The organism is Phyllobacterium sp. CCNWLW183, from assembly GCF_037203775.1.
GTDB classification, from domain to species: Bacteria; Pseudomonadota; Alphaproteobacteria; order Rhizobiales; family Rhizobiaceae; genus Phyllobacterium; species Phyllobacterium ifriqiyense.
The window spans coordinates 161,434-178,747 of record NZ_JBBCBN010000005.1 but is presented as its reverse complement, the minus strand read 5'-3'; the positions used below and the strand labels follow the sequence as shown (position 1 = coordinate 178,747).

The 17,314-nt window shown below is 52.4% G+C and carries 18 protein-coding genes; 9 read left to right on the top strand and 9 right to left on the bottom strand.

Annotated elements, in window-relative coordinates:
- Positions 1-139: 139 nt before the first annotated feature.
- The gene (locus V9K95_RS13305) at positions 140-961 is read right to left on the bottom strand and encodes an IclR family transcriptional regulator (protein WP_336441937.1); all 822 of its coding nucleotides are present in this window, start codon (positions 959-961) and stop codon (positions 140-142) included.
- A gap of 247 nt (positions 962-1,208) precedes the next feature.
- On the opposite strand from V9K95_RS13305, the gene V9K95_RS13300 reads away from it, so the two are divergent.
- The 7 genes from V9K95_RS13300 (at position 1,209) to V9K95_RS13270 (ending at position 6,579) form a co-directional block, all read left to right on the top strand.
- Positions 1,209-1,976 (top strand): SDR family NAD(P)-dependent oxidoreductase, encoded by a 768-nt coding sequence (locus tag V9K95_RS13300; RefSeq protein ID WP_336441938.1) that lies wholly within the window; start codon positions 1,209-1,211, stop codon positions 1,974-1,976.
- Positions 1,973-2,902: a 2-dehydro-3-deoxygalactonokinase gene (locus tag V9K95_RS13295; protein ID WP_336441939.1), complete on the top strand. Its 930-nt coding sequence runs from the start codon at positions 1,973-1,975 to the stop codon at positions 2,900-2,902. Before V9K95_RS13300 ends, V9K95_RS13295 begins: the two co-directional genes overlap by 4 nt.
- Complete coding sequence (locus V9K95_RS13290; protein WP_115053678.1) at positions 2,899-3,540, top strand: 2-dehydro-3-deoxy-6-phosphogalactonate aldolase; 642 nt, start codon at positions 2,899-2,901, stop codon at positions 3,538-3,540. The genes V9K95_RS13295 and V9K95_RS13290 overlap by 4 nt, the downstream gene beginning before the upstream one ends.
- A 2-nt stretch (positions 3,541-3,542) precedes the next feature.
- Entirely contained in the window at positions 3,543-4,418 is an 876-nt protein-coding gene (locus tag V9K95_RS13285; RefSeq protein ID WP_336441940.1) for an SMP-30/gluconolactonase/LRE family protein, read from the top strand.
- 122 nt (positions 4,419-4,540) lie between these two features.
- Positions 4,541-5,044 (top strand): YciE/YciF ferroxidase family protein, encoded by a 504-nt coding sequence (locus tag V9K95_RS13280; protein ID WP_336441941.1) that lies wholly within the window; start codon positions 4,541-4,543, stop codon positions 5,042-5,044.
- 98 nt (positions 5,045-5,142) lie between these two features.
- On the top strand, positions 5,143-5,289 hold the full coding sequence (locus V9K95_RS13275) for a hypothetical protein (RefSeq protein WP_307275307.1): 147 nt from the start codon (positions 5,143-5,145) through the stop codon (positions 5,287-5,289).
- A gap of 153 nt (positions 5,290-5,442) precedes the next feature.
- Positions 5,443-6,579 carry an anhydro-N-acetylmuramic acid kinase gene (locus tag V9K95_RS13270; RefSeq protein ID WP_336442022.1) on the top strand — a complete coding sequence of 379 codons (1,137 nt, stop codon included), beginning with the start codon at positions 5,443-5,445 and terminating at the stop codon, positions 6,577-6,579.
- A 201-nt stretch (positions 6,580-6,780) separates the two neighbouring features.
- Here V9K95_RS13270 and V9K95_RS13265 read toward each other — a convergent pair whose 3' ends face one another.
- A complete protein-coding gene (locus V9K95_RS13265) occupies positions 6,781-8,082 on the bottom strand; it encodes an MFS transporter (protein WP_115053681.1) in 1,302 nt (433 codons plus the stop codon).
- 256 nt (positions 8,083-8,338) lie between these two features.
- On the opposite strand from V9K95_RS13265, the gene V9K95_RS13260 reads away from it, so the two are divergent.
- Positions 8,339-8,923: a glutathione S-transferase C-terminal domain-containing protein gene (locus V9K95_RS13260; protein WP_336441942.1), complete on the top strand. Its 585-nt coding sequence runs from the start codon at positions 8,339-8,341 to the stop codon at positions 8,921-8,923.
- Positions 8,924-9,080: 157 nt separating this feature from the next.
- On the top strand, positions 9,081-10,166 hold the full coding sequence (locus tag V9K95_RS13255; RefSeq protein ID WP_115053683.1) for a GGDEF domain-containing protein: 1,086 nt from the start codon (positions 9,081-9,083) through the stop codon (positions 10,164-10,166).
- A 9-nt stretch (positions 10,167-10,175) separates the two neighbouring features.
- On the opposite strand, the gene V9K95_RS13250 is transcribed toward V9K95_RS13255, so the two are convergent.
- From V9K95_RS13250 to V9K95_RS13220, 7 genes are all read right to left on the bottom strand, one after another.
- Positions 10,176-10,946 (bottom strand): amino acid ABC transporter ATP-binding protein, encoded by a 771-nt coding sequence (locus V9K95_RS13250; protein ID WP_115053846.1) that lies wholly within the window; start codon positions 10,944-10,946, stop codon positions 10,176-10,178.
- A complete protein-coding gene (locus V9K95_RS13245) occupies positions 10,946-11,626 on the bottom strand; it encodes an amino acid ABC transporter permease (RefSeq protein ID WP_115053684.1) in 681 nt (226 codons plus the stop codon). Before V9K95_RS13245 ends, V9K95_RS13250 begins: the two co-directional genes overlap by 1 nt.
- Positions 11,627-11,713: 87 nt before the next feature.
- Entirely contained in the window at positions 11,714-12,484 is a 771-nt protein-coding gene (locus V9K95_RS13240) for an amino acid ABC transporter substrate-binding protein (RefSeq protein ID WP_115053685.1), read from the bottom strand.
- Between the two features lie 413 nt (positions 12,485-12,897).
- Positions 12,898-13,968 (bottom strand): ABC transporter ATP-binding protein, encoded by a 1,071-nt coding sequence (locus V9K95_RS13235; RefSeq protein ID WP_115053686.1) that lies wholly within the window; start codon positions 13,966-13,968, stop codon positions 12,898-12,900.
- 16 nt (positions 13,969-13,984) lie between these two features.
- Positions 13,985-14,833: a carbohydrate ABC transporter permease gene (locus V9K95_RS13230; protein WP_307275296.1), complete on the bottom strand. Its 849-nt coding sequence runs from the start codon at positions 14,831-14,833 to the stop codon at positions 13,985-13,987.
- Positions 14,833-15,762: a carbohydrate ABC transporter permease gene (locus tag V9K95_RS13225; protein ID WP_336441943.1), complete on the bottom strand. Its 930-nt coding sequence runs from the start codon at positions 15,760-15,762 to the stop codon at positions 14,833-14,835. Before V9K95_RS13225 ends, V9K95_RS13230 begins: the two co-directional genes overlap by 1 nt.
- 247 nt (positions 15,763-16,009) lie before the next feature.
- Positions 16,010-17,281 carry an ABC transporter substrate-binding protein gene (locus tag V9K95_RS13220; RefSeq protein ID WP_336442023.1) on the bottom strand — a complete coding sequence of 424 codons (1,272 nt, stop codon included), beginning with the start codon at positions 17,279-17,281 and terminating at the stop codon, positions 16,010-16,012.
- Positions 17,282-17,314 lie beyond the last annotated feature (33 nt).

Sequence of the window (17,314 nt, the reverse complement as noted above, 5' to 3'; positions counted from 1 at the left end):
GAAATTTATCGGCATCTTACGTCAAGTGGGAAAAAGGCCAATTGTGTTAACTTTGTGGTAACTTTTTGATTTCAATGACAGAAATTTGACAAAGCCGCGTGTGCAGCTTTTAAAAAATTAATTCAATTTTTTCAGTATATTAGCTGCGCGGAGACAATTGGATTGCCATGCTCTGCATGATGGCCGACGCGGTATCACGGGTTATTTCCGTCCAGGAGGCCAGCATTTCCGGTGTTACCCGGTAGGCAGGACCTGTCACGGAAACGCTGGCGGTAAACAGCGCATCGGTACGGGAAAAAATCGGTGCCGCAACGCAGGTAATCCCCAGTTCATGCTCTTCCCGGTCATAGGCATTTCCGGTGCTTCGTATGGTGCTGATCTCGGATAGGAGGGCTGCGGCATCGGCCAAAGTGTTGGGGGTGTATGGCCGGAATTCGATGCGCTCGACCCGCTCGCGCAATTCATCGTCTGGAAGGGCCGAAAGCGCAGCTTTGCCGACCCCGGTGCAAAAGGCGGGCGCGGTGTTGCCGATCTGTGAAACCATGCGGATATTCTGGCGGCTCTCGATCTTGTCCAGATAGATCACTTCTATATCGCGCAGCACGCCAAGATGCACTGTCTCGCCTGTCGCCTCATGCAACTTTTGGATGTGAGGGGCGGCGACATTGCGAAATTCATTGCCAGCCCACGCTTTGGATGCAAATTGCAACAATCGCAATCCTAGCGTGTAACAATTATCCCTGTTAACCGCGATAAGCCCCTCGTCGATGAGATTGGAAATTTGCCGGTGGAGGGTGCCGCGCGGTTGGTCGGAAAGTTTCAGCACATCCGTGAAACGCAGCGCCTCGGAAGAGTTGGCTATGATGTCAAGAACGCTGATGGCTTTGCCGAGCGTGCCGGTATCTTGACTGCCACCGGATTTTTTTACCTTATCGGTCGCCACTCTTTGCGGTTCGCTCATGTTTTTCCTGTTCTTGGAGTGTCTGGGGCGATTTGCTCCCGCTTTTGCTGTAACTTGAGCAATATTTGCCGAAGAATCCCCGATTTTTGCTGAAAATTTACAATCGCCAATAGAAATTTGGTTGTGCGAAGTTGAACCATTAACCAGACTCATTTTCCTTGACTTCTTGCAGCATAGGATGACAATTCAGCATAGTCAAACATAGTTCCATATAATGGAATTAACTCAGCCTTATGAGAATCCTGCCATGATGCCTTCCGCTATTTTTCCAGACCTGAAAGATCGATCTGTGCTTATCACCGGCGGGGGTTCCGGCATCGGCGCTTCATTGACTGAAGGCTTTGTGCGTCAGGGTTCGCGCGTTGCCTTCATCGACATTGCCGACGAGCCTTCCAATGCGCTGGTGGAACAGATGGAAAGCCAATACGGAAACCGCCCGCTTTATATCAAGGCTGATCTTTCAGATGTGGCCGCTCTGCGGGCTGCTGTTGCGCAAGCCATTGAAAATATTGGCCTAATCACCGTGCTTGTCAACAATGCTGCTTGGGATGACCGGCACGATATTGATGAAGTGACGCCGGAATATTGGGATAAGAACCAGTCTATTAACCTGCGTCCCCAGTTCTTCGCAGCACAGGCCGTTGTACCATGCATGCGTCAGGCGGGTGGTGGTTCGATCATCAATTTCACCTCGACTTCGTTCATGATCAACCATGGCGAAATGCCTTCCTATACGGCCGCGAAAGCCGGAATCATCGGTCTTACCAAGGGGTTAGCGGGACGATTGGGGCCGGAGAAAATCCGGGTGAATGCCATTGCCCCTGGCTGGGTCATTACGGAACGCCAGCGCGAATTGTGGGTATCGGGAGATCGCCTGAAACACCACATTGAACGGCAGGTTTTGCGGGAGGAAATTCAGCCCGGTGATATGGTCGGGCCTTGTCTTTTCCTCGCTTCCGATGCAGCGCGCATGCTGAGTGCCCAGACCCTGATCGTTGATGGAGGCTATCTGTGAGCCAGGTCCCGATCTATGCGCTAAGTGATTGGGGAACAACGCGTTTCAGGCTCTGGCTCGTCGATGGCGCGGGCAATGTTCTTGGCGAAAAACGTGCCGATGACGGGCTTGATGTATCGCGCGTTAAGGGGTTTGCCTCTGTGCTTGAGGGGCATCTTGCAAGCCTTTCAGCACCCTCAGATCTGCCGGTCGTCATATGCGGCATGGCAGGCTCGCGTCAGGGTTGGGTCGAGGCGAATTATGTGCCGGTTCCTGCCGATTTGAATGCCATTCTTGTTGGTGCCGTCAAACTGCCAGACATGGCGCGCGACGTTCGCATTATTCCCGGTCTTTGCCAGTTGGACGATACGCCAAATGTCATGCGCGGCGAGGAAACCCAGTTGCTCGGAGCCATTCTGGATAGAAATTTATCCAGTGGAATCATAGCGATGCCCGGAACGCATTCAAAATGGGTAGAGTTGGAACAGGGCAGGGCCAAGTCATTCGGCACCTATATGACCGGCGAGCTTTATGCGCTAGTCAGCCAGCAATCGATCCTGCGCCATTCCATTCAGGATGCAGCGGAATCCGCTTCGGCGGATCATCCGGAATTTATTGCCGCGCTGAAATCCATGCTCGCCGGAAACTCTCTCCTGGGTCAGCTCTTTGGCATACGCGCCGCCATGCTTTTAAATGATTTGAAACCGGAGGCAGCTGCTTCTCGGCTTTCGGGCCTGCTTATCGGTGCAGAAATAGCCGGGCAAAAAGCGATAACAAACAATAGAATAGTCTTGGTCGCGTCGGGTGCAATGGCCACTCTTTATGGCAAGGCGTTCGACGTCGCCGGACTGGATTTTGATCTGGTGGATGCAGATGAAGCCGTGCGTAAAGGATTGTTCGTTGCTGCCTCCGGTATTTGGCCAAACGTTAAAGGAAACTTCAAATGACCCTTTCTTCCGCTCCATGGCCCAAGCTTAAACGCGACCTGATCGCGATCTTGCGGGGCGTCCGGCCAGATGAAGTTTTGGCAATTGGGGAGGCGCTTGTTGCTGCGGGAATCGATGTCATCGAAGTGCCGCTCAATTCCCCTGATCCGTTCCAATCCATTGAACTGCTTGCAAAAAAACTGCCTTCGCACGTTCTTGTTGGCGCTGGGACAGTGCTCGATGCAAATGACGTTCAACGGCTTGGGGATGCCGGCGGGCGTCTTGTCATTTCGCCAAATATCGATCCTTCCGTGCTGGCAGCCGCTGCCAAAGCAGAGATGGTGTCCATGCCGGGCGTTTTCACGCCGACTGAAGCGCTTGCTGCTTTGAAAGCCGGTGCATCCGGCTTGAAGTTCTTTCCGGCAAGCGTGCTCGGTCCCGACGGTATAAAGGCGATCAGCGCAATTCTACCCAAGGGAACCATTATCGGTGCTGTTGGTGGTGTCGATGAAAACGGCTTCGCGTCCTATGCGAAGGTTGGCGTTAGAACCTTCGGGCTAGGTTCCAGTCTTTACAAGATTGGCGCGACAGCGGGAGAGGTGGGTGACCGCGCAAGAGCAACAATTGCCGCATATGATCGGGTTTTTGGGGAAGTTTGACGATGAATCAGCCAAAAATCAGCGTTTTTTACGATATTCCATGTCAACTGGGCGAAGGACCAGGTTACGATCCGCTGACGAAGAATGCCTGGTGGTTCGATATCGTCACGGGCCATCTTTTCGAAAAACCATTGGCTGGCGGCGACGTCGCAATCCATCAACTCGGGCAAATGGCGAGTGCGCTGGCGGTGGTCGACGCGCAGCATCAGTTGATTTCCACGGAGACCGGGCTTGTGCTTCGTGATCGCCATACGGGGGTGCTGAAAATGCACCAGCCAATCGAGGCGGATAATCCGATTACGCGCTCAAACGATGCGCGCGTGCATCCAGCCGGTGCTTTCTGGATTGGCACAATGGGCAAGAAAGCAGAGCAGGGGGCGGGCTCGATCTATTGGTATCGAAAAGGCGAATTGCGTAAAATATTCAACGACATAACAATTCCAAACTCGATCTGCTTCTCGCCCGATGGCAGTATTTCATACTTTGCAGATACAGATAAAAATATAATCTGGCGAGTCGATACCGATCCTGAAACCGGGCTTCCCATTGGCGAGCCGACAGAGTTTTATCGACACCAGGAAAAGGGCGGTGTTGACGGTTCTGTAGTCGATGGCGATGGAAATCTGTGGAATGCCTGTTGGGGCCGTTCAGCCGTGGATGTCTATTCGCCATCCGGTAAGCGCATACATTCCATCACGATGCCCGTAAAGCAGCCTTCCTGTCCCGCATTTGTCAGCGAGGATACGGCGAGCATAATCGTTACAACGGCCTATCATGATATGAGCGAGGCTTATCACAAGACTGATCCTGATGCGGGCAAGACGTACCTTGTTGAGCTGGCTGGTAAAGGCCGCTTTGATCGACCTGTGCAATTGTAATTGCAACTCAGGAACCATTGCCGGGCATCATCGTTTCTTCCCTGTAACCAAATATCAACGACTACGAACGCAAGCCGCCTGGCTGCGAATGGTGGTCTGTGTCTGTAATCAGGAGAAGGAACATGGGATTTTTTTCCAAGGATATCAAAACGATGGACGACCTGTTCGTCCATACGCTTCGGGATATTTACTATGCGGAAAACCAGATCGTAAAAGCTTTGCCCGAGATGATCGACAAGGCTACTGATCAAACTCTCAAGGATGGATTTGAAAAACATCTGCAGGAAACACATCTGCAGATTGAGCGTCTGGAGCAGGTTTTTGCCCAGCATGGTGTTGAAGTCAGTGGTGTGAATTGCCCAGCCATTGATGGCATTCTGGAAGAGGCCGACGACATTGCAGGCGAGGTAGATGATGATCGCGTTCTCGATGCGGCGTTGATCGCTGCCGCTCAGGCTGTCGAGCATTATGAAATTACACGCTATGGCACGCTCGTCGCATGGGCCAAGCAGCTTGGTCGCCATGATTGCGCCGCCCTGCTTCAGCAAAATCTCGATGAAGAGCTAAAGATGGATAAGGCTCTGACCGGCATGGCAGAAAATCGCATCAACGCTGCTGCAGCGTAAGTTTTGGCATCCGTACGGCCAGTCTTTCAAGCCACCACTTGAAACGGCTGGCCGCACCATTTTTTGTTGGTCAGAACCATAAGATTTGAGGATTAACAATGGCCAAGAGGATCGAAGCGCCAAGGATAAAGCAGGGCGAACAGGGTTACCCAATTCTGGTAGTGCTGGTCGTGTTGTTCGGGCTAGCAGCGCTTATCTGGCTGGGCGTTGAGGTCTACAGTCAATATATTGCCAGTGGCGGATAGCTGGAGCCGTTCGCAAATAGCTCCCTCTCTTGCCCAGATTACAATAGGAAACGGCGCTTGCGGATCATGCCGCCAACGGGTTAACAAGGCTGCGAAATACCGCAATCGCTCGGGAGCGCAGTCCGCCGTATGAACCATCCTAAAACCTCCGATATGAAGTCAAGCTGGGCAGTCGGTCTCATGACCGGCACTGTGCTGGATGGTTTCATCGATATTGCAATGATACGCAGTGATGGCGAAACCATTGACGAGTTCGGCCCCTGGGAATTGGCACCTTATCCCACCGATATTCGCTCGCTTTTGGCGGAAACTTTGGACATTGCCCGTGAATGGCAATTCAAGGGTCCTGAGCCGGAAATCTTTCGCAAAGCGGAAATCGCGTTGACGGAAGCGCAATCGCTTGCCGTCAATCTATTCCTTGAAAAGCATGGCTTCCAGTCTTCCGATATTGCAGCTGTCGGCTTTCACGGTCAGACGGTTCTCCATGTGGCGCCTCAAGGCGGAAATCGCGGATTCACACGACAATTGGGCGATGGCGCAATCATGTCGCGGATTGTTGGAACGGATGTTGTGTTCGATTTCCGTTCTGCGGATGTAGAGGCAGGCGGGCAAGGAGCGCCGCTTTCGGCGATTTATCACAAGGCCATGTTGCAAAAGATTGGAGCTGGCGCCGATCATGCCATGCTCAATCTGGGCGGTGTCGCCAACATCACCTGGTGCAATTCAAGCGACATGATCGCCTTTGATACCGGTCCGGCCAATGCTCCGGTCAATGACTGGATACGGGCGAAAACGGGCAAGGAAATGGACCGTGACGGCAAGATTGCCGCAAGTGGAAACGTTGATGAGGAGCGCCTGCGCGTGCTTCTCATCCATCCATTCCTCCATGCACCATATCCGAAATCGCTTGATCGGTTTGATTTCCCGGCATCCATGGCTGACGGTCTTGGTCTTGAAGATGGTGCAGCGACCCTGACAGCTTTTACTGCTGGCGCGGTGGGAAAAGCGTTGGACCTTCTGCCGGAACGACCCAAGAAGATGGTCGTATGTGGCGGTGGGCGCAAGAACCCGGTCATGATGAAGGAAATTTCAAAGCGAGCTAATGTGGAGGTGATCATCGCTGACGATGTGGGCCTGCGCGGCGATGCGGTAGAAGCGGAATGCTTCGCTTATCTGGCAATGCGTTCGCTTAAGGGACTGCCACTCAGTTTCCCGCACACAACAGGCGTTGCAAAACCACAGACCGGCGGCAGAATTGCACACCGCGGCGATTTAGAGGTCTCAAGCTAAAACAGAGAAATTCGAATTGCTTCAGATCGCGCATTGCTGGATCTGGCTTGGTTCCATAAGATAGATTACGCGATAACTATGTGTATCCGGGGTGGGTTCAAGGATGAAGTGCGACACGTATTGAATGTCTGGTTTAGGAGGATGCAACGCGCCCGGCGGTGCATCCCAATCTAACGCGTACTTCGCCAAAGTACCCTGCTATCAGAAATGCTCGTTGCTATCTGCCCTCTTGCCGAGGATCAATGCAGCGATGAGGCCTAGCGCCACGCCGAACATGACATAATAAGTCGGCGCCATGGGTGATCCGGTCTTCTGGATCAGCCAGGTTACGATGAACTGTGCAAAACCACCAATGAGCATCACGGCAATATTGTACGAGATTGACAGGCCCAAAGACCGCACGCGTGTTGGAAAGAGCACGGCCATGACTGTGCTGAACACGGCAAAGAATGCTGCCGCGCAAAGACCGGTTGCCAGCTGTACCACGATAAGCCTGCTGATCGTGGGAGCGGCTGTCAGCCACGAATAGAGCGGAAACAAGATGACGAGATAGACCGCAAGCGAGGTGATCAACAGCTTGCTTCGGCCCACCCTATCGGAAAGGATACCCATCAAGGGTGTCAGGACAACAACCCACAATGCCCCAAGCATCTGAACCTCGAACGTTTCCTGAAGTGGCAGCTGAAGGATCTTCGTCGCGAAGGTCACGAGATAGGTGAAGGTTATATACACCGTAACAGTAGCAGCTGCGACAAGCCCGATGCCCAATACTGTTTCGCGCCATGAGCTTGCCAGCAATTCTCCGATGCTGATGTGGGTGCCTTTAACGGTCTCTTCCCGTTTGGCATTGCGGAATACTTCTGTCTCATCAAGGCGTTGACGGATATAGACGGCAACAGGAATGATGACCAGGCCAACGAAAAAGGGAATGCGCCAAGCCCATGCCTCGATTTGCTCCTGCGTAAAATAGACTGTCATTAGTGTGCCTGCAGCGGCGCCAATCAACAGTCCGATCATCTGGCCGGTCATTTGCCAGGAGCCATAAAAGCCGCGCTTTTCGCGAGGTGCCATCTCGATGAGCAATGCTGTCGCCGTGCCGAATTCGCCGCCGGCCGAGAAGCCCTGTATCAGCCGGGCGATAAGGATCAGCAATGGAGCCAGAACGCCCGCCGCCTGATAAGTCGGAGCGAATGTGATGATCGCCATGGAAACCGCCATGAGCGAAGTGATCAACACCATGGCAGCCTTGCGGCCATGCTTGTCGCCATAAAGACCAAGAATAATGCCGCCGACGGGACGCATCAGAAATCCGACGCCAAAAATGGCCGTGGTCATCAGGATAGCATTCAGATCGCTGCTTGAGGCGGAGGGATCGACCGGGAAAAACAACCGCGCGATGATGGGTGTCATAAAGGCAAACACAAGAAAATCATACCATTCGAGCGCATTGCCGATAACAGCAGCAACAAGATTACGCACCGGCACTTTGTGAGGCTGCTGCATGATTATTCCTTTATCAGTGGGGTTTTCTGTCAGAAGGTCGTAGCCAGCCTGCCAGGAGACTCGCTTCAGCTACAGTTGAACCCCTCTCCCGGATTGGTCCAGTCCCTAGAAGTTGTTTTCCCCATGAACCAATGGTGCGCTGCAAAATCCCTTATGTTGCGCCGAGACAAGGCTCGCTGTTGCAAATTACTGAAACAGGCTTTTATCTTGGCTGCGGGCTGAAACCGGGTCTAACGCTATTCGAGAGGGTCCAATCATGAAATATTTCTATTCTCCCGACACTTGTGCTTTAGCCGGGCATATTGCCCTTGCGGAAGGCGGTCATACGCCGCAGCTGATCAAGGTCGATGTTTTCACGCGAACGATCAAGGAACCTGGCGATTACAATAAGGTAAATCCCAAGGGCTATGTACCCCTGCTGGAATTTGACGATGGCCGGCAACTTACGGAAAATGTTGCAATTCTCAACTGGATCTCACGAAACTCGCCGCGATTTTCGGAAGGGTCAAAGCCTGATATCGACAGGCAAACTGAGATGTTGGCTTTCATATCAAGCGAAATTCAAAAGCCCTTCGTCTTTTCCTTTTTCCTGCCGGGTGACGAAGCAAAAAGCGACCTGACCAAAATGGTCGCCGGGCGGTTCGCCTATCTCACCGAGGTGCTCGATGAACCATTTTTGTTGGGCGGCGATTTCAGCGTGGCGGATGCATTTCTCTATGTCATGTTACGCTGGGCGCGCATGTCGAGTATGGAAGTATCGCCGCGGCTCCTCGAATATCGGGATAGGATCGAGCGTATGCACTCAGTACAACGAGCTTTGACTGAAGAAGGACTGGCCTAAAGGCTTTAGAGTCTCTTGCTCCCAAGGTGCTTGGACCAGGTTTAACATCAAATAAAAGCCCCAGTGACATTCAGAGGTTGTTTTTGCGTAGTGCACAGGCCATGCTCCAACAATACCGAATGTAGATCAACTGTCGGTTCTATACGTTGAGAATGAAATGGAATTAAGCATACTGGCGACGGGGATTGTGCGGATACTTGGTATAACCGCGCTCGTCATCCTTTCCTATTCGATGGTCATTCGTAATTTTCCGAATGGTTGGAAAAAGAGCGCTGCTATCGGCATCCTCTTTGCCACTGGTGCCATATTGTCGATGAACGATGCGGTGATGCCGGCACCGGGTGTCTTCTTCGATGGCCGCACCGCTCTCCTGGCAATTGTTTATCCTTATGGGGGACTTATTGGCACCGTCATTGCTGCTTTATTGATCGCTGCCTATCGCATATGGCTCGGCGGCGTTGGTGTCGTGCCAGGACTCTTGTCCATCTTGATGCTTTGCTGCGTGAGTTATGCTGCAGCGCGTGTTCCGGTCCGAAAAATTCCGGTTGGCTTTGGTCGCTCGACGCTCATCGGGCTGGCTGCATCGCTCTCGATTATTTCCGTTGTGCTGCTGCCAGGTGAAGTCGTTGCAACCATTGTCGGCGCGCCATTGATCGCAGTCATATTGGCCAATATCGCCAATGTCGTCATTATCGTCAATTTCCTGGAAAGGGAAAAATCCCGCTTGAGGATCATCAGGGCGCTGGAGCATGAAGCTTCTGTGGATCCCCTGACAAAGCTCCAGAATCGCAGGGCCTTCGACAAGGCAGCTTTAAGAGCAATGAATGATAATCGAGCCAAAGCGGCCCATTGCTCCTTGATAATGATTGATATTGATCATTTCAAAACAATCAACGACAGGCTTGGACACTATACGGGTGACACGGTACTGGCTGATGTGGCGGCAATCATCCAGAAGAATGTGCGCCTTGGTGATGTTGTGGTCCGCTATGGCGGCGAAGAAATCTTGCTACTGCTCGCCAATACAAAACAGGATGCTGCCAATGCATTGGCAGAACGCGTGCGCAGTGAGATTGAAAATACGGATTTTGTCTCGGGATCGGAAAGCGTCAATGTCACTGTGAGCGCCGGTGTTGCCAGCTTGGGCGAGAAATATGCAAGCATGGAGGCCTTGCTCAAGGCTGCTGACAAGGCACTTTATCATGCAAAGCTAAGCGGCCGAAATCGCGTCGAGGTCGCTTAGCTCGGTTTTTTAAATACCCTCGCCATGCATATGACCATCGTGAGTCAGCGTGGCTATGAAGCGTTTTGTACGTTCATGCTTGGGCTGAGTGAAGATATCACGTGAAGTACCCGTTTCAACAATTACGCCGCCATCCAATACGATCACTTCATTGGCGATGCGTGAAGCCAGCCGCAAATCATGCGTGGCCATGACCATTGTTGTGCCTTCCCGCGCCAATTGAGCCAGAACATCGACCACCTCGCCCGATAGTTCCGGGTCGAGCGCAGAGGTAGGTTCGTCGCACAAAAGGACCTTGGGTGATGGAGCCAATGCACGGGCAATGGCGACACGCTGTTGCTGTCCGCCGGAAAGTGTTGAGGGCCAGACCTCCGATTTATGTGCAAGGCCAACTTTTTCCAAGAGGGCCTTTGCGCGCTCCCTCGCCTTCTCTTTGGGCCATTTGAGAACGGTGGTCAGGCCCTCGGTCACGTTCTCAATCACGGTTCGATGCGGAAAGAGCTGGAAGTTCTGAAAGACCATGCCAGTGTGACGCCGGAGCAATTGAATTTGCTTCGTCGAAGGTTTGACGCCCGGCTGAAACTCAAGACGGTCTCCGGCGATTTCGACGCTGCCAGCGGTGGGAATTTCAAGCAGGTTGATGCAACGAAGCAATGTGCTCTTGCCGCCACCGGAAGGGCCGACAAGTGCCATTACCGCACCTTCTGCTACATCAAGAGACACATTCTTCAGGACTTGAAGATCGCCAAAATTCTTCTCGATATTCTTGAGTTGGATCATCATGATCGGGCCTCCAGAAAGCCACCATACCGGTTGAGCCGCGTTTCCAGTCTTGCCTGCAAGGATGAGAGAACCGAGCTTAAAATGAGGTAGATGATCGCCGCTTCAATGTAGAGAATAAGTGGCTCATAGGTCGTGGCGACAATCCTCTGTGCCGCCTGGAAAAGCTCGGGCACGGTGATGGCGGCAGCGAGAGAAGTGTCCTTTACCAGTGAGATAAATGTGTTGGACAAAGGTGGCACTGCGACGCGGGCAGCTTGTGGCAGGATCGTGCGTCGCATGGCCTGTGACCAGTTCATGCCGATAGAATATGCCGCTTCCCACTGGCCTTTCGGAACAGAGGAAATGACGGCACGAAGAATTTCAGACGTATATGCGCCGATATTGAGCGTGAAGCCAATCAGTGCAGCGGTGAAAGCATCAAGAACAATTCCGGCGCTTGGCAGGCCATAGAAGATCAGGAAAAGCTGAACCAGCAACGGTGTGCCACGGATAATCCAGACGTAGAATTTGATGATGGCCGCAAAGGGCGCAGGAGCGAAAAGCCTTATAAGCGCTGCGAGCAGGCCAACAGAGAGCCCCAGCACGAACGATAAAAGCGTCAGCGGAATGGTGAAGATCAAGCCAGCCCACAAGAGTGAGGGCAAGGATTCGAGCATCAAAGTAAGCCAGCTGGGCACGGCCTCTTCTCCTTGGAAAAAATAAAAGGCAGGGGGACAAACCCCCTGCCCTGTTAGAGCGTAAATTCTGTTTGCCGTAAACGGTGATTACTTGGAAACGTCCTGGCCGAAATATTTGTCGGCAATCTGTTTATAAGTGCCATCGGTCTTGATTGCTTCAAGCGCCTTGTTGATTTCTGCCAGCAATTCAGGCTCGCCTTTGCGAATGATGATTCCGGAGAAATCCGCATCGGCCTGTTCAGCTGCAATTTTTACATTGGCGTCGGGCTTGTGTTTTTTGAAGTCAAGAAACGACAGGCTGTCATTGACGGTTGCATCGGCGCGTCCGCTCAACAGAAGCTGGATTGATTGATCGAAGCCGTCAGTTCCAACCAGCTCTGCGCCATTGCTCTGGGCGATCTTGCCGAAATTGCTGGAAAGAGATTGAGCAGACTTTTTACCCTTCAGATCGGCAAAGCCCTTGATTTCATCATTGTCGCCTTTGACGATGAGAACGGCCTTGGATGCGATGTAGGGTTCGGAGAAGTCATACTTGGCCTTGCGGGCCTCGGTAATGCCGACCTGATTGATAACAGTATCGTAGCGCTTGGCGTCAAGACCGGCAATCAAACCATCCCATTTGCCTTCCAGGAATTCGGCTTTCACGCCGAGCTTTTTGGCAATGGCTTCGCCGATTTCCACATCGAAACCAACAAGCTTGCCGGCGGCGTCGTGATAGGTAAATGGCGCATAAGTGCCTTCAGTACCGATCTTGAGAACACCTGCGGACTTGATTTCCTCAAGGTTCGAGCCTGCGAATGCATGCACGGGTGAGATTGCCAGAGCACCGATGACGACGATTGATTTCAGCCAGTTCATTTTGTTTCCATCCGATATCTATGCGCCGCTGCGTCTTTGTACGCATTTGGGCTAATGATTGGAAAATGTCACTTTGTAGATCGCCTGTATAGGCATTCTAGCGTCATGAAAGTAGAATTAGACGAAATTCATACCACATTTTACGGGATATCAGGAATATAATTTCGGCACTGTTGTTTTCTTCAATTGCCGAACCTTACGGACGCAGGCACAATTTCTTGAACCATTTTGCATAGACCTTCCGCGTGGTTCGACAAGCTCACCATGAGGAAGGTTTATGCTATTGCGTCGAGCTCGATTTGAGCCTCGCATGTGGTCTTTGCACGAGACTTGCAGCCCACCCATCCCCTCATGCGAGCTCCTGAGCTTGCCAAGGGCGAACCACGCAAAGACGTCTATGCTCTCTATATGGCCTACCCGATGCGCAAACCGCTCGCGCCATGGAAAAGATGGACATTCTCTGGCTTGATGCCAAGGCCAATCATATCTCCGGGTTGCCGGTCTGTCCTACCCATGGCGAATATACAGGTCTGGTGCCCGGAAAGCTTCGTATAGAACTGCGTCGACAATCCAAGAGGCTCTATGACCTCTATCTGTGCCTTCAGATCAGTGCCGCCGCCGACTTCAATATTCTCGGGGCGAATGCCAATTGTCACTCTTTCGCTGTCCGAGATTTCCAATTGCGGAAGCAGGCCAATGGTCTGACCGTCGCTCAACTCGGCCCAAGCCTTATCCCCCTCGCGGCGTACCACAGCTGGAAGGAAGTTCATTCCCGGAGATCCGATGAATCCTGCAACGAAAATATTGGCCGGATTATCGTATAGTTCCAAGGGCGTGCCGACTTGCTGGATAATGCCATCATGCATGACCACAATGCGGTCTGCCATGGTCATTGCTTCCACCTGATCATGGGTGACGTAAACCGATGTGGTTTTCAGCTGCTGGTGCAGCGCCTTGATTTCCGTACGCATATGCACACGAAGCTTGGCATCGAGATTGGAGAGTGGTTCGTCAAAAAGGAACACTTTGGGATCACGAACAATAGCGCGGCCCATGGCAACCCGCTGGCGCTGACCACCGGAAAGCTGGCGGGGAAGCCGCTCTAAAAGCACGTCCAGCCCCAGTCGCTTTGCGGCGCTGCTGACGCGGTCCAGGACAAGTTCCTTGGCCGCTTTCCGCAGCATAAGACTAAAGCCCATATTCGAGGCCACATCCATATGCGGATAGAGCGCGTAGGATTGAAACACCATGGCGATGTCGCGATCCTTGGGCGCCACATCATTGACGACGCGGTCGCCAATCCTGATCTCTCCGGCAGAGATTTCTTCAAGCCCGGCGATCATGCGTAGCAAGGTGGACTTGCCGCAGCCTGACGGCCCGACAAGCACGACAAATTCGCCATCCGGAATTTCGAGATTAACGGCAGAGAGCACATTCATGGCGCCGTAGCTTTTCTGGACGTTGGTAATAGTGACAGAAGCCATCGTGTTAAATCCCTTATTAGCCCTTCACCGCACCGGCCGTGAGGCCTGTGACGAGGTATCGTTGCAGGAAGGCGAAGAATAGACATGCGGGTATCAAAGCCAGCACCGAGGCGGCCATCATCTGACCCCAGTCGACCGCAAACTTGCCAATGAATGTGAGTAGGCCAACCGCGAAGGTTTTCTGGTTGTCGCTGCTAATAAGCATCAATGCGAACAGCAATTCGCTCCATGCCGCAGTGAATACGAAACCGAGTGTTGCCCCCATTCCCGGTAGGGTCAGAGGAATGATAACGCGGCGCAAGGCTTGGCTGCGATTGCAGCCATCGATCATCGCTGCCTCTTCCAGGTCTTTCGGGATGCCATCGAAAAACGATTGCATGAGAAATGTGGCAAAGGCGATGTTGAAGGCAGTATAGATGATGATCAGACCGGTCAGGCTGTCAGTCAGCCCAAGCTGGCCCATTATTCGATAAATTGGCGGTATCACCATGACCAGAGGAAACGTCTGGGTCAGCAGGAGTGTGACGGCGACAGTCGTTTTTCCACGAAATGAGAAGCGCGACATTGCATAGCCGGCCGCTGATGCAATGATTGTTACCAGCACTGCCGTTATGACTGATACAATGACACTATTGACGAAGTAGCGCGGAAAGTCTGTAGCGCGCAAAACAGTCTTGTAATTCTCGAATGTTGCTGATGACGGCCAAAGCGTTATGCCCTCTGAATAGAGAAGCGATTGCGGCGTGACTGAAATTTTCAGTGTCCAGAACAGGGGAAAGAGCGCAAAAATTACATAGGCGGCGACTGCGCTATAAAGGCCAATTCCGCCAAGAATCCTGGCATTGCGTGAGCGTCCGGCGATCATCAGGAATACCTCACGAGAGATTTGCGAATGCGGATCAAAACAATCGCGTAGAGGATGAGGAGTGCAAGCAGGAGTACCGCGACCGCTGAGGCGTAGCCTTTGTCCAGCGTCTTGAAAGCGCTCACATAAATATAGGTTGCAACTGTATTGGTTGAACCCGCGGGTCCGCCCTCGGTCATGACATAAATCAGGTCGGCAAAAGTGGCGATCCAGATGGTGCGCAGCATCACTGTGATCGCAATGGTGGGCGCAAGAAAAGGCAGGGTCACTTTCATGAAGCGCTGCCACGGGCTCGCCCCATCAATGGCCGCAGCTTCATGCAGTTCGCCGGGAATGGATTTCAACGCAGCCAGCAGGGTGATGGCGAAGAAGGGCACGCCGAACCAAACATTCGCTATGATAGGCCCCCACATGGCGGTGGCTGGATCAGCGAGAATATTGGTGGGTTCGGACTTGAGCCCCAAAGCGAACAGCCAGTGTGGCAAAGGCCCGACAATCGGATTGAAAAGCCACGCCCATGTAAGACCTGAAAGGAAGGACGGAACTGCCCAAGGCAGGAATACGATGGCCTGCACCACTTTCTTGCCGTAAAAATTGCGATCAAGCAGCAATGCCAATCCTAAACCAAGGAAGAACTGCAAAACGAGGCTGGCAACAGTCCACCACAGTGTATTCATCAGCGCCTGACCGAGATTTGCATCATGCAGCAGGGCTTCATATTGACCAAGGCCGACAAATTCAGATTTGAACGCCGAGAACTTCCGGAAAGAATAGCTGATACCGAATATCAGCGGAACGACGAGCACGAGCAAAAGCAGGACAAGTGCGGGGCTCAGATAGAGCCATGGTTCGAAAATAGTCGAGAAACGGCGCTTGCCACCTTCCCTTCCATTCCCCTGCGGCAAACCCGCCGCTGTTGCGTGTGTCATTAGAATCTTTCTCCATAATACACGACACAATGCTTTAAGCTCGTTTGCATAGGTTTTGTGCGTGGTTCGACAAGCTCACCATGAGGGACGTGGTTAGTTGCAAGGTTTTCTGCAACGTCTCAGAATCCGGCTCCCTGCAGCTTATAAACTTCCCTCATGGTGAGCTTGTCGAACCACGCACAAGGCAATTGCAATCCCCGCAATGAATGCTCCGGCACAGCGCACCGGAGCATTTATTCAACTCAGATTATTTCTTGTTCTTGGCCATCCAGGCTTGCTGCTGTTCGGTAAGGAAAGCAGCCCACTCATCAGCGACTGCTTTTGGCGTTTTCTGGCCGAGCAATACTTCCTGAAAATTCTTGACTGAAACGGAGTCATAGAAATTGCCGAGGTTTTCAAGATGGGTTGGTGGTGTCACCAATTCGAAGGTTTTTGGGTCGTTGATTTCCTCAAACCATCCTTTGAAGGCTTCAGCGCCGAAATATGGGTCTTTGTCCGCGCCATTGTGGATCGGCAGAACCCCGACATTCTTGGCGAATTCAATATTGTCTTCAGGCGAAAGCAATGTCGCCATCAGTTTCCATGCGTCATCCTTGACCTCGGAATCAGCAAACATCGCCCAACCTGCATAACCCAAAGTCGGGTAGGATTTACCGTTTGGTCCTGTTGGCAAGGGAGCGACGCCGAAGTCTTCCGCTTTCATTTTTTCAGCAATGCCGATCAGTGCATCTGGATCCTGATCAAGCATTGCGCAGGTTCCGGAGTAAAAGCCGGTGACGATCTCGTTGAAGCCCCAGCTCACGCTGTCTTTTGGAGCATAGCCATTCTTGTAAATGTCGGCCAGCAACTCCAGACCCTTGACCGAGCCGGGTTCGTTGATTGTCGCTGTGCCATCGGCATTGAAATAGCCGCCCTTGCCATTGGCAATGTTCATGAACATCTGAACGCCGTTGAAGCCGCCAGGACCACCGCGCAGGCAATAACCATATTTGCCTTTGATCGCGGAAATCTTCTTGTTGGCTTCCATGAATTCGTCGAGTGTCTTTGGTGCTTCTTTGAGACCTGCCTCGGCGAAGAGCTTCTTGTTCCAGAACATGGCTCGGATGTAATAGCCGTAAGGGATCATGTACTGCTTGTTATCGACAACCGAACCGAACTGCTTGGCGCGATCGCCGAGCGTGCCGGCATCTTTCCACTTGGCGAGATAGGGTCCAAGGTCTTCAAGCTGGGCATTATTGGCATAAAGGCCCATCCAGCGTTCGGGCATCTCGACGATGTCGGGCGTGTCCCCGGCCTGGACCATGGTCAGGAATTTCTCAAACGCCTGTCCCCATGGAAGCGATACAAGTTCCACCTTTATGCCGGGGTTTGCCTGTTCGAAGCTGGCAATCTGCTTTTTCAACAGCTCGGTACGAGGCGGGCTGGTGATGACCTCCACCATTTTGATTGTCGTATCAGCAAAGGCTGCCGATACGGTCATGGACAGTGCTGCGATTGCGCTGGCCAGAAATGTTCCCATTCTTTTTTGCATTTTATGCTCCCATCTTGTTTT

Bases quoted from the DNA above. Each gene is read 5' to 3' on its own strand.
- V9K95_RS13220 (WP_336442023.1), bottom strand. From the start codon at position 17,281: ATGGGAACATTTCTGGCCAGCGCAATCGCAGCACTGTCCATGACCGTA.
- V9K95_RS13250 (WP_115053846.1), bottom strand. From the start codon at position 10,946: ATGATCCAACTCAAGAATATCGAGAAGAATTTTGGCGATCTTCAAGTC.
- V9K95_RS13270 (WP_336442022.1), top strand. From the start codon at position 5,443: ATGAAGTCAAGCTGGGCAGTCGGTCTCATGACCGGCACTGTGCTGGAT.
- V9K95_RS13230 (WP_307275296.1), bottom strand. From the start codon at position 14,833: ATGATCGCCGGACGCTCACGCAATGCCAGGATTCTTGGCGGAATTGGC.
- V9K95_RS13300 (WP_336441938.1), top strand. From the start codon at position 1,209: ATGATGCCTTCCGCTATTTTTCCAGACCTGAAAGATCGATCTGTGCTT.
- V9K95_RS13285 (WP_336441940.1), top strand. From the start codon at position 3,543: ATGAATCAGCCAAAAATCAGCGTTTTTTACGATATTCCATGTCAACTG.
- V9K95_RS13240 (WP_115053685.1), bottom strand. From the start codon at position 12,484: ATGAACTGGCTGAAATCAATCGTCGTCATCGGTGCTCTGGCAATCTCA.
- V9K95_RS13255 (WP_115053683.1), top strand. From the start codon at position 9,081: ATGGAATTAAGCATACTGGCGACGGGGATTGTGCGGATACTTGGTATA.
- V9K95_RS13305 (WP_336441937.1), bottom strand. From the start codon at position 961: ATGAGCGAACCGCAAAGAGTGGCGACCGATAAGGTAAAAAAATCCGGT.
- V9K95_RS13280 (WP_336441941.1), top strand. From the start codon at position 4,541: ATGGGATTTTTTTCCAAGGATATCAAAACGATGGACGACCTGTTCGTC.
- V9K95_RS13265 (WP_115053681.1), bottom strand. From the start codon at position 8,082: ATGCAGCAGCCTCACAAAGTGCCGGTGCGTAATCTTGTTGCTGCTGTT.
- V9K95_RS13260 (WP_336441942.1), top strand. From the start codon at position 8,339: ATGAAATATTTCTATTCTCCCGACACTTGTGCTTTAGCCGGGCATATT.
- V9K95_RS13275 (WP_307275307.1), top strand. From the start codon at position 5,143: ATGGCCAAGAGGATCGAAGCGCCAAGGATAAAGCAGGGCGAACAGGGT.
- V9K95_RS13290 (WP_115053678.1), top strand. From the start codon at position 2,899: ATGACCCTTTCTTCCGCTCCATGGCCCAAGCTTAAACGCGACCTGATC.
- V9K95_RS13235 (WP_115053686.1), bottom strand. From the start codon at position 13,968: ATGGCTTCTGTCACTATTACCAACGTCCAGAAAAGCTACGGCGCCATG.
- V9K95_RS13225 (WP_336441943.1), bottom strand. From the start codon at position 15,762: ATGACACACGCAACAGCGGCGGGTTTGCCGCAGGGGAATGGAAGGGAA.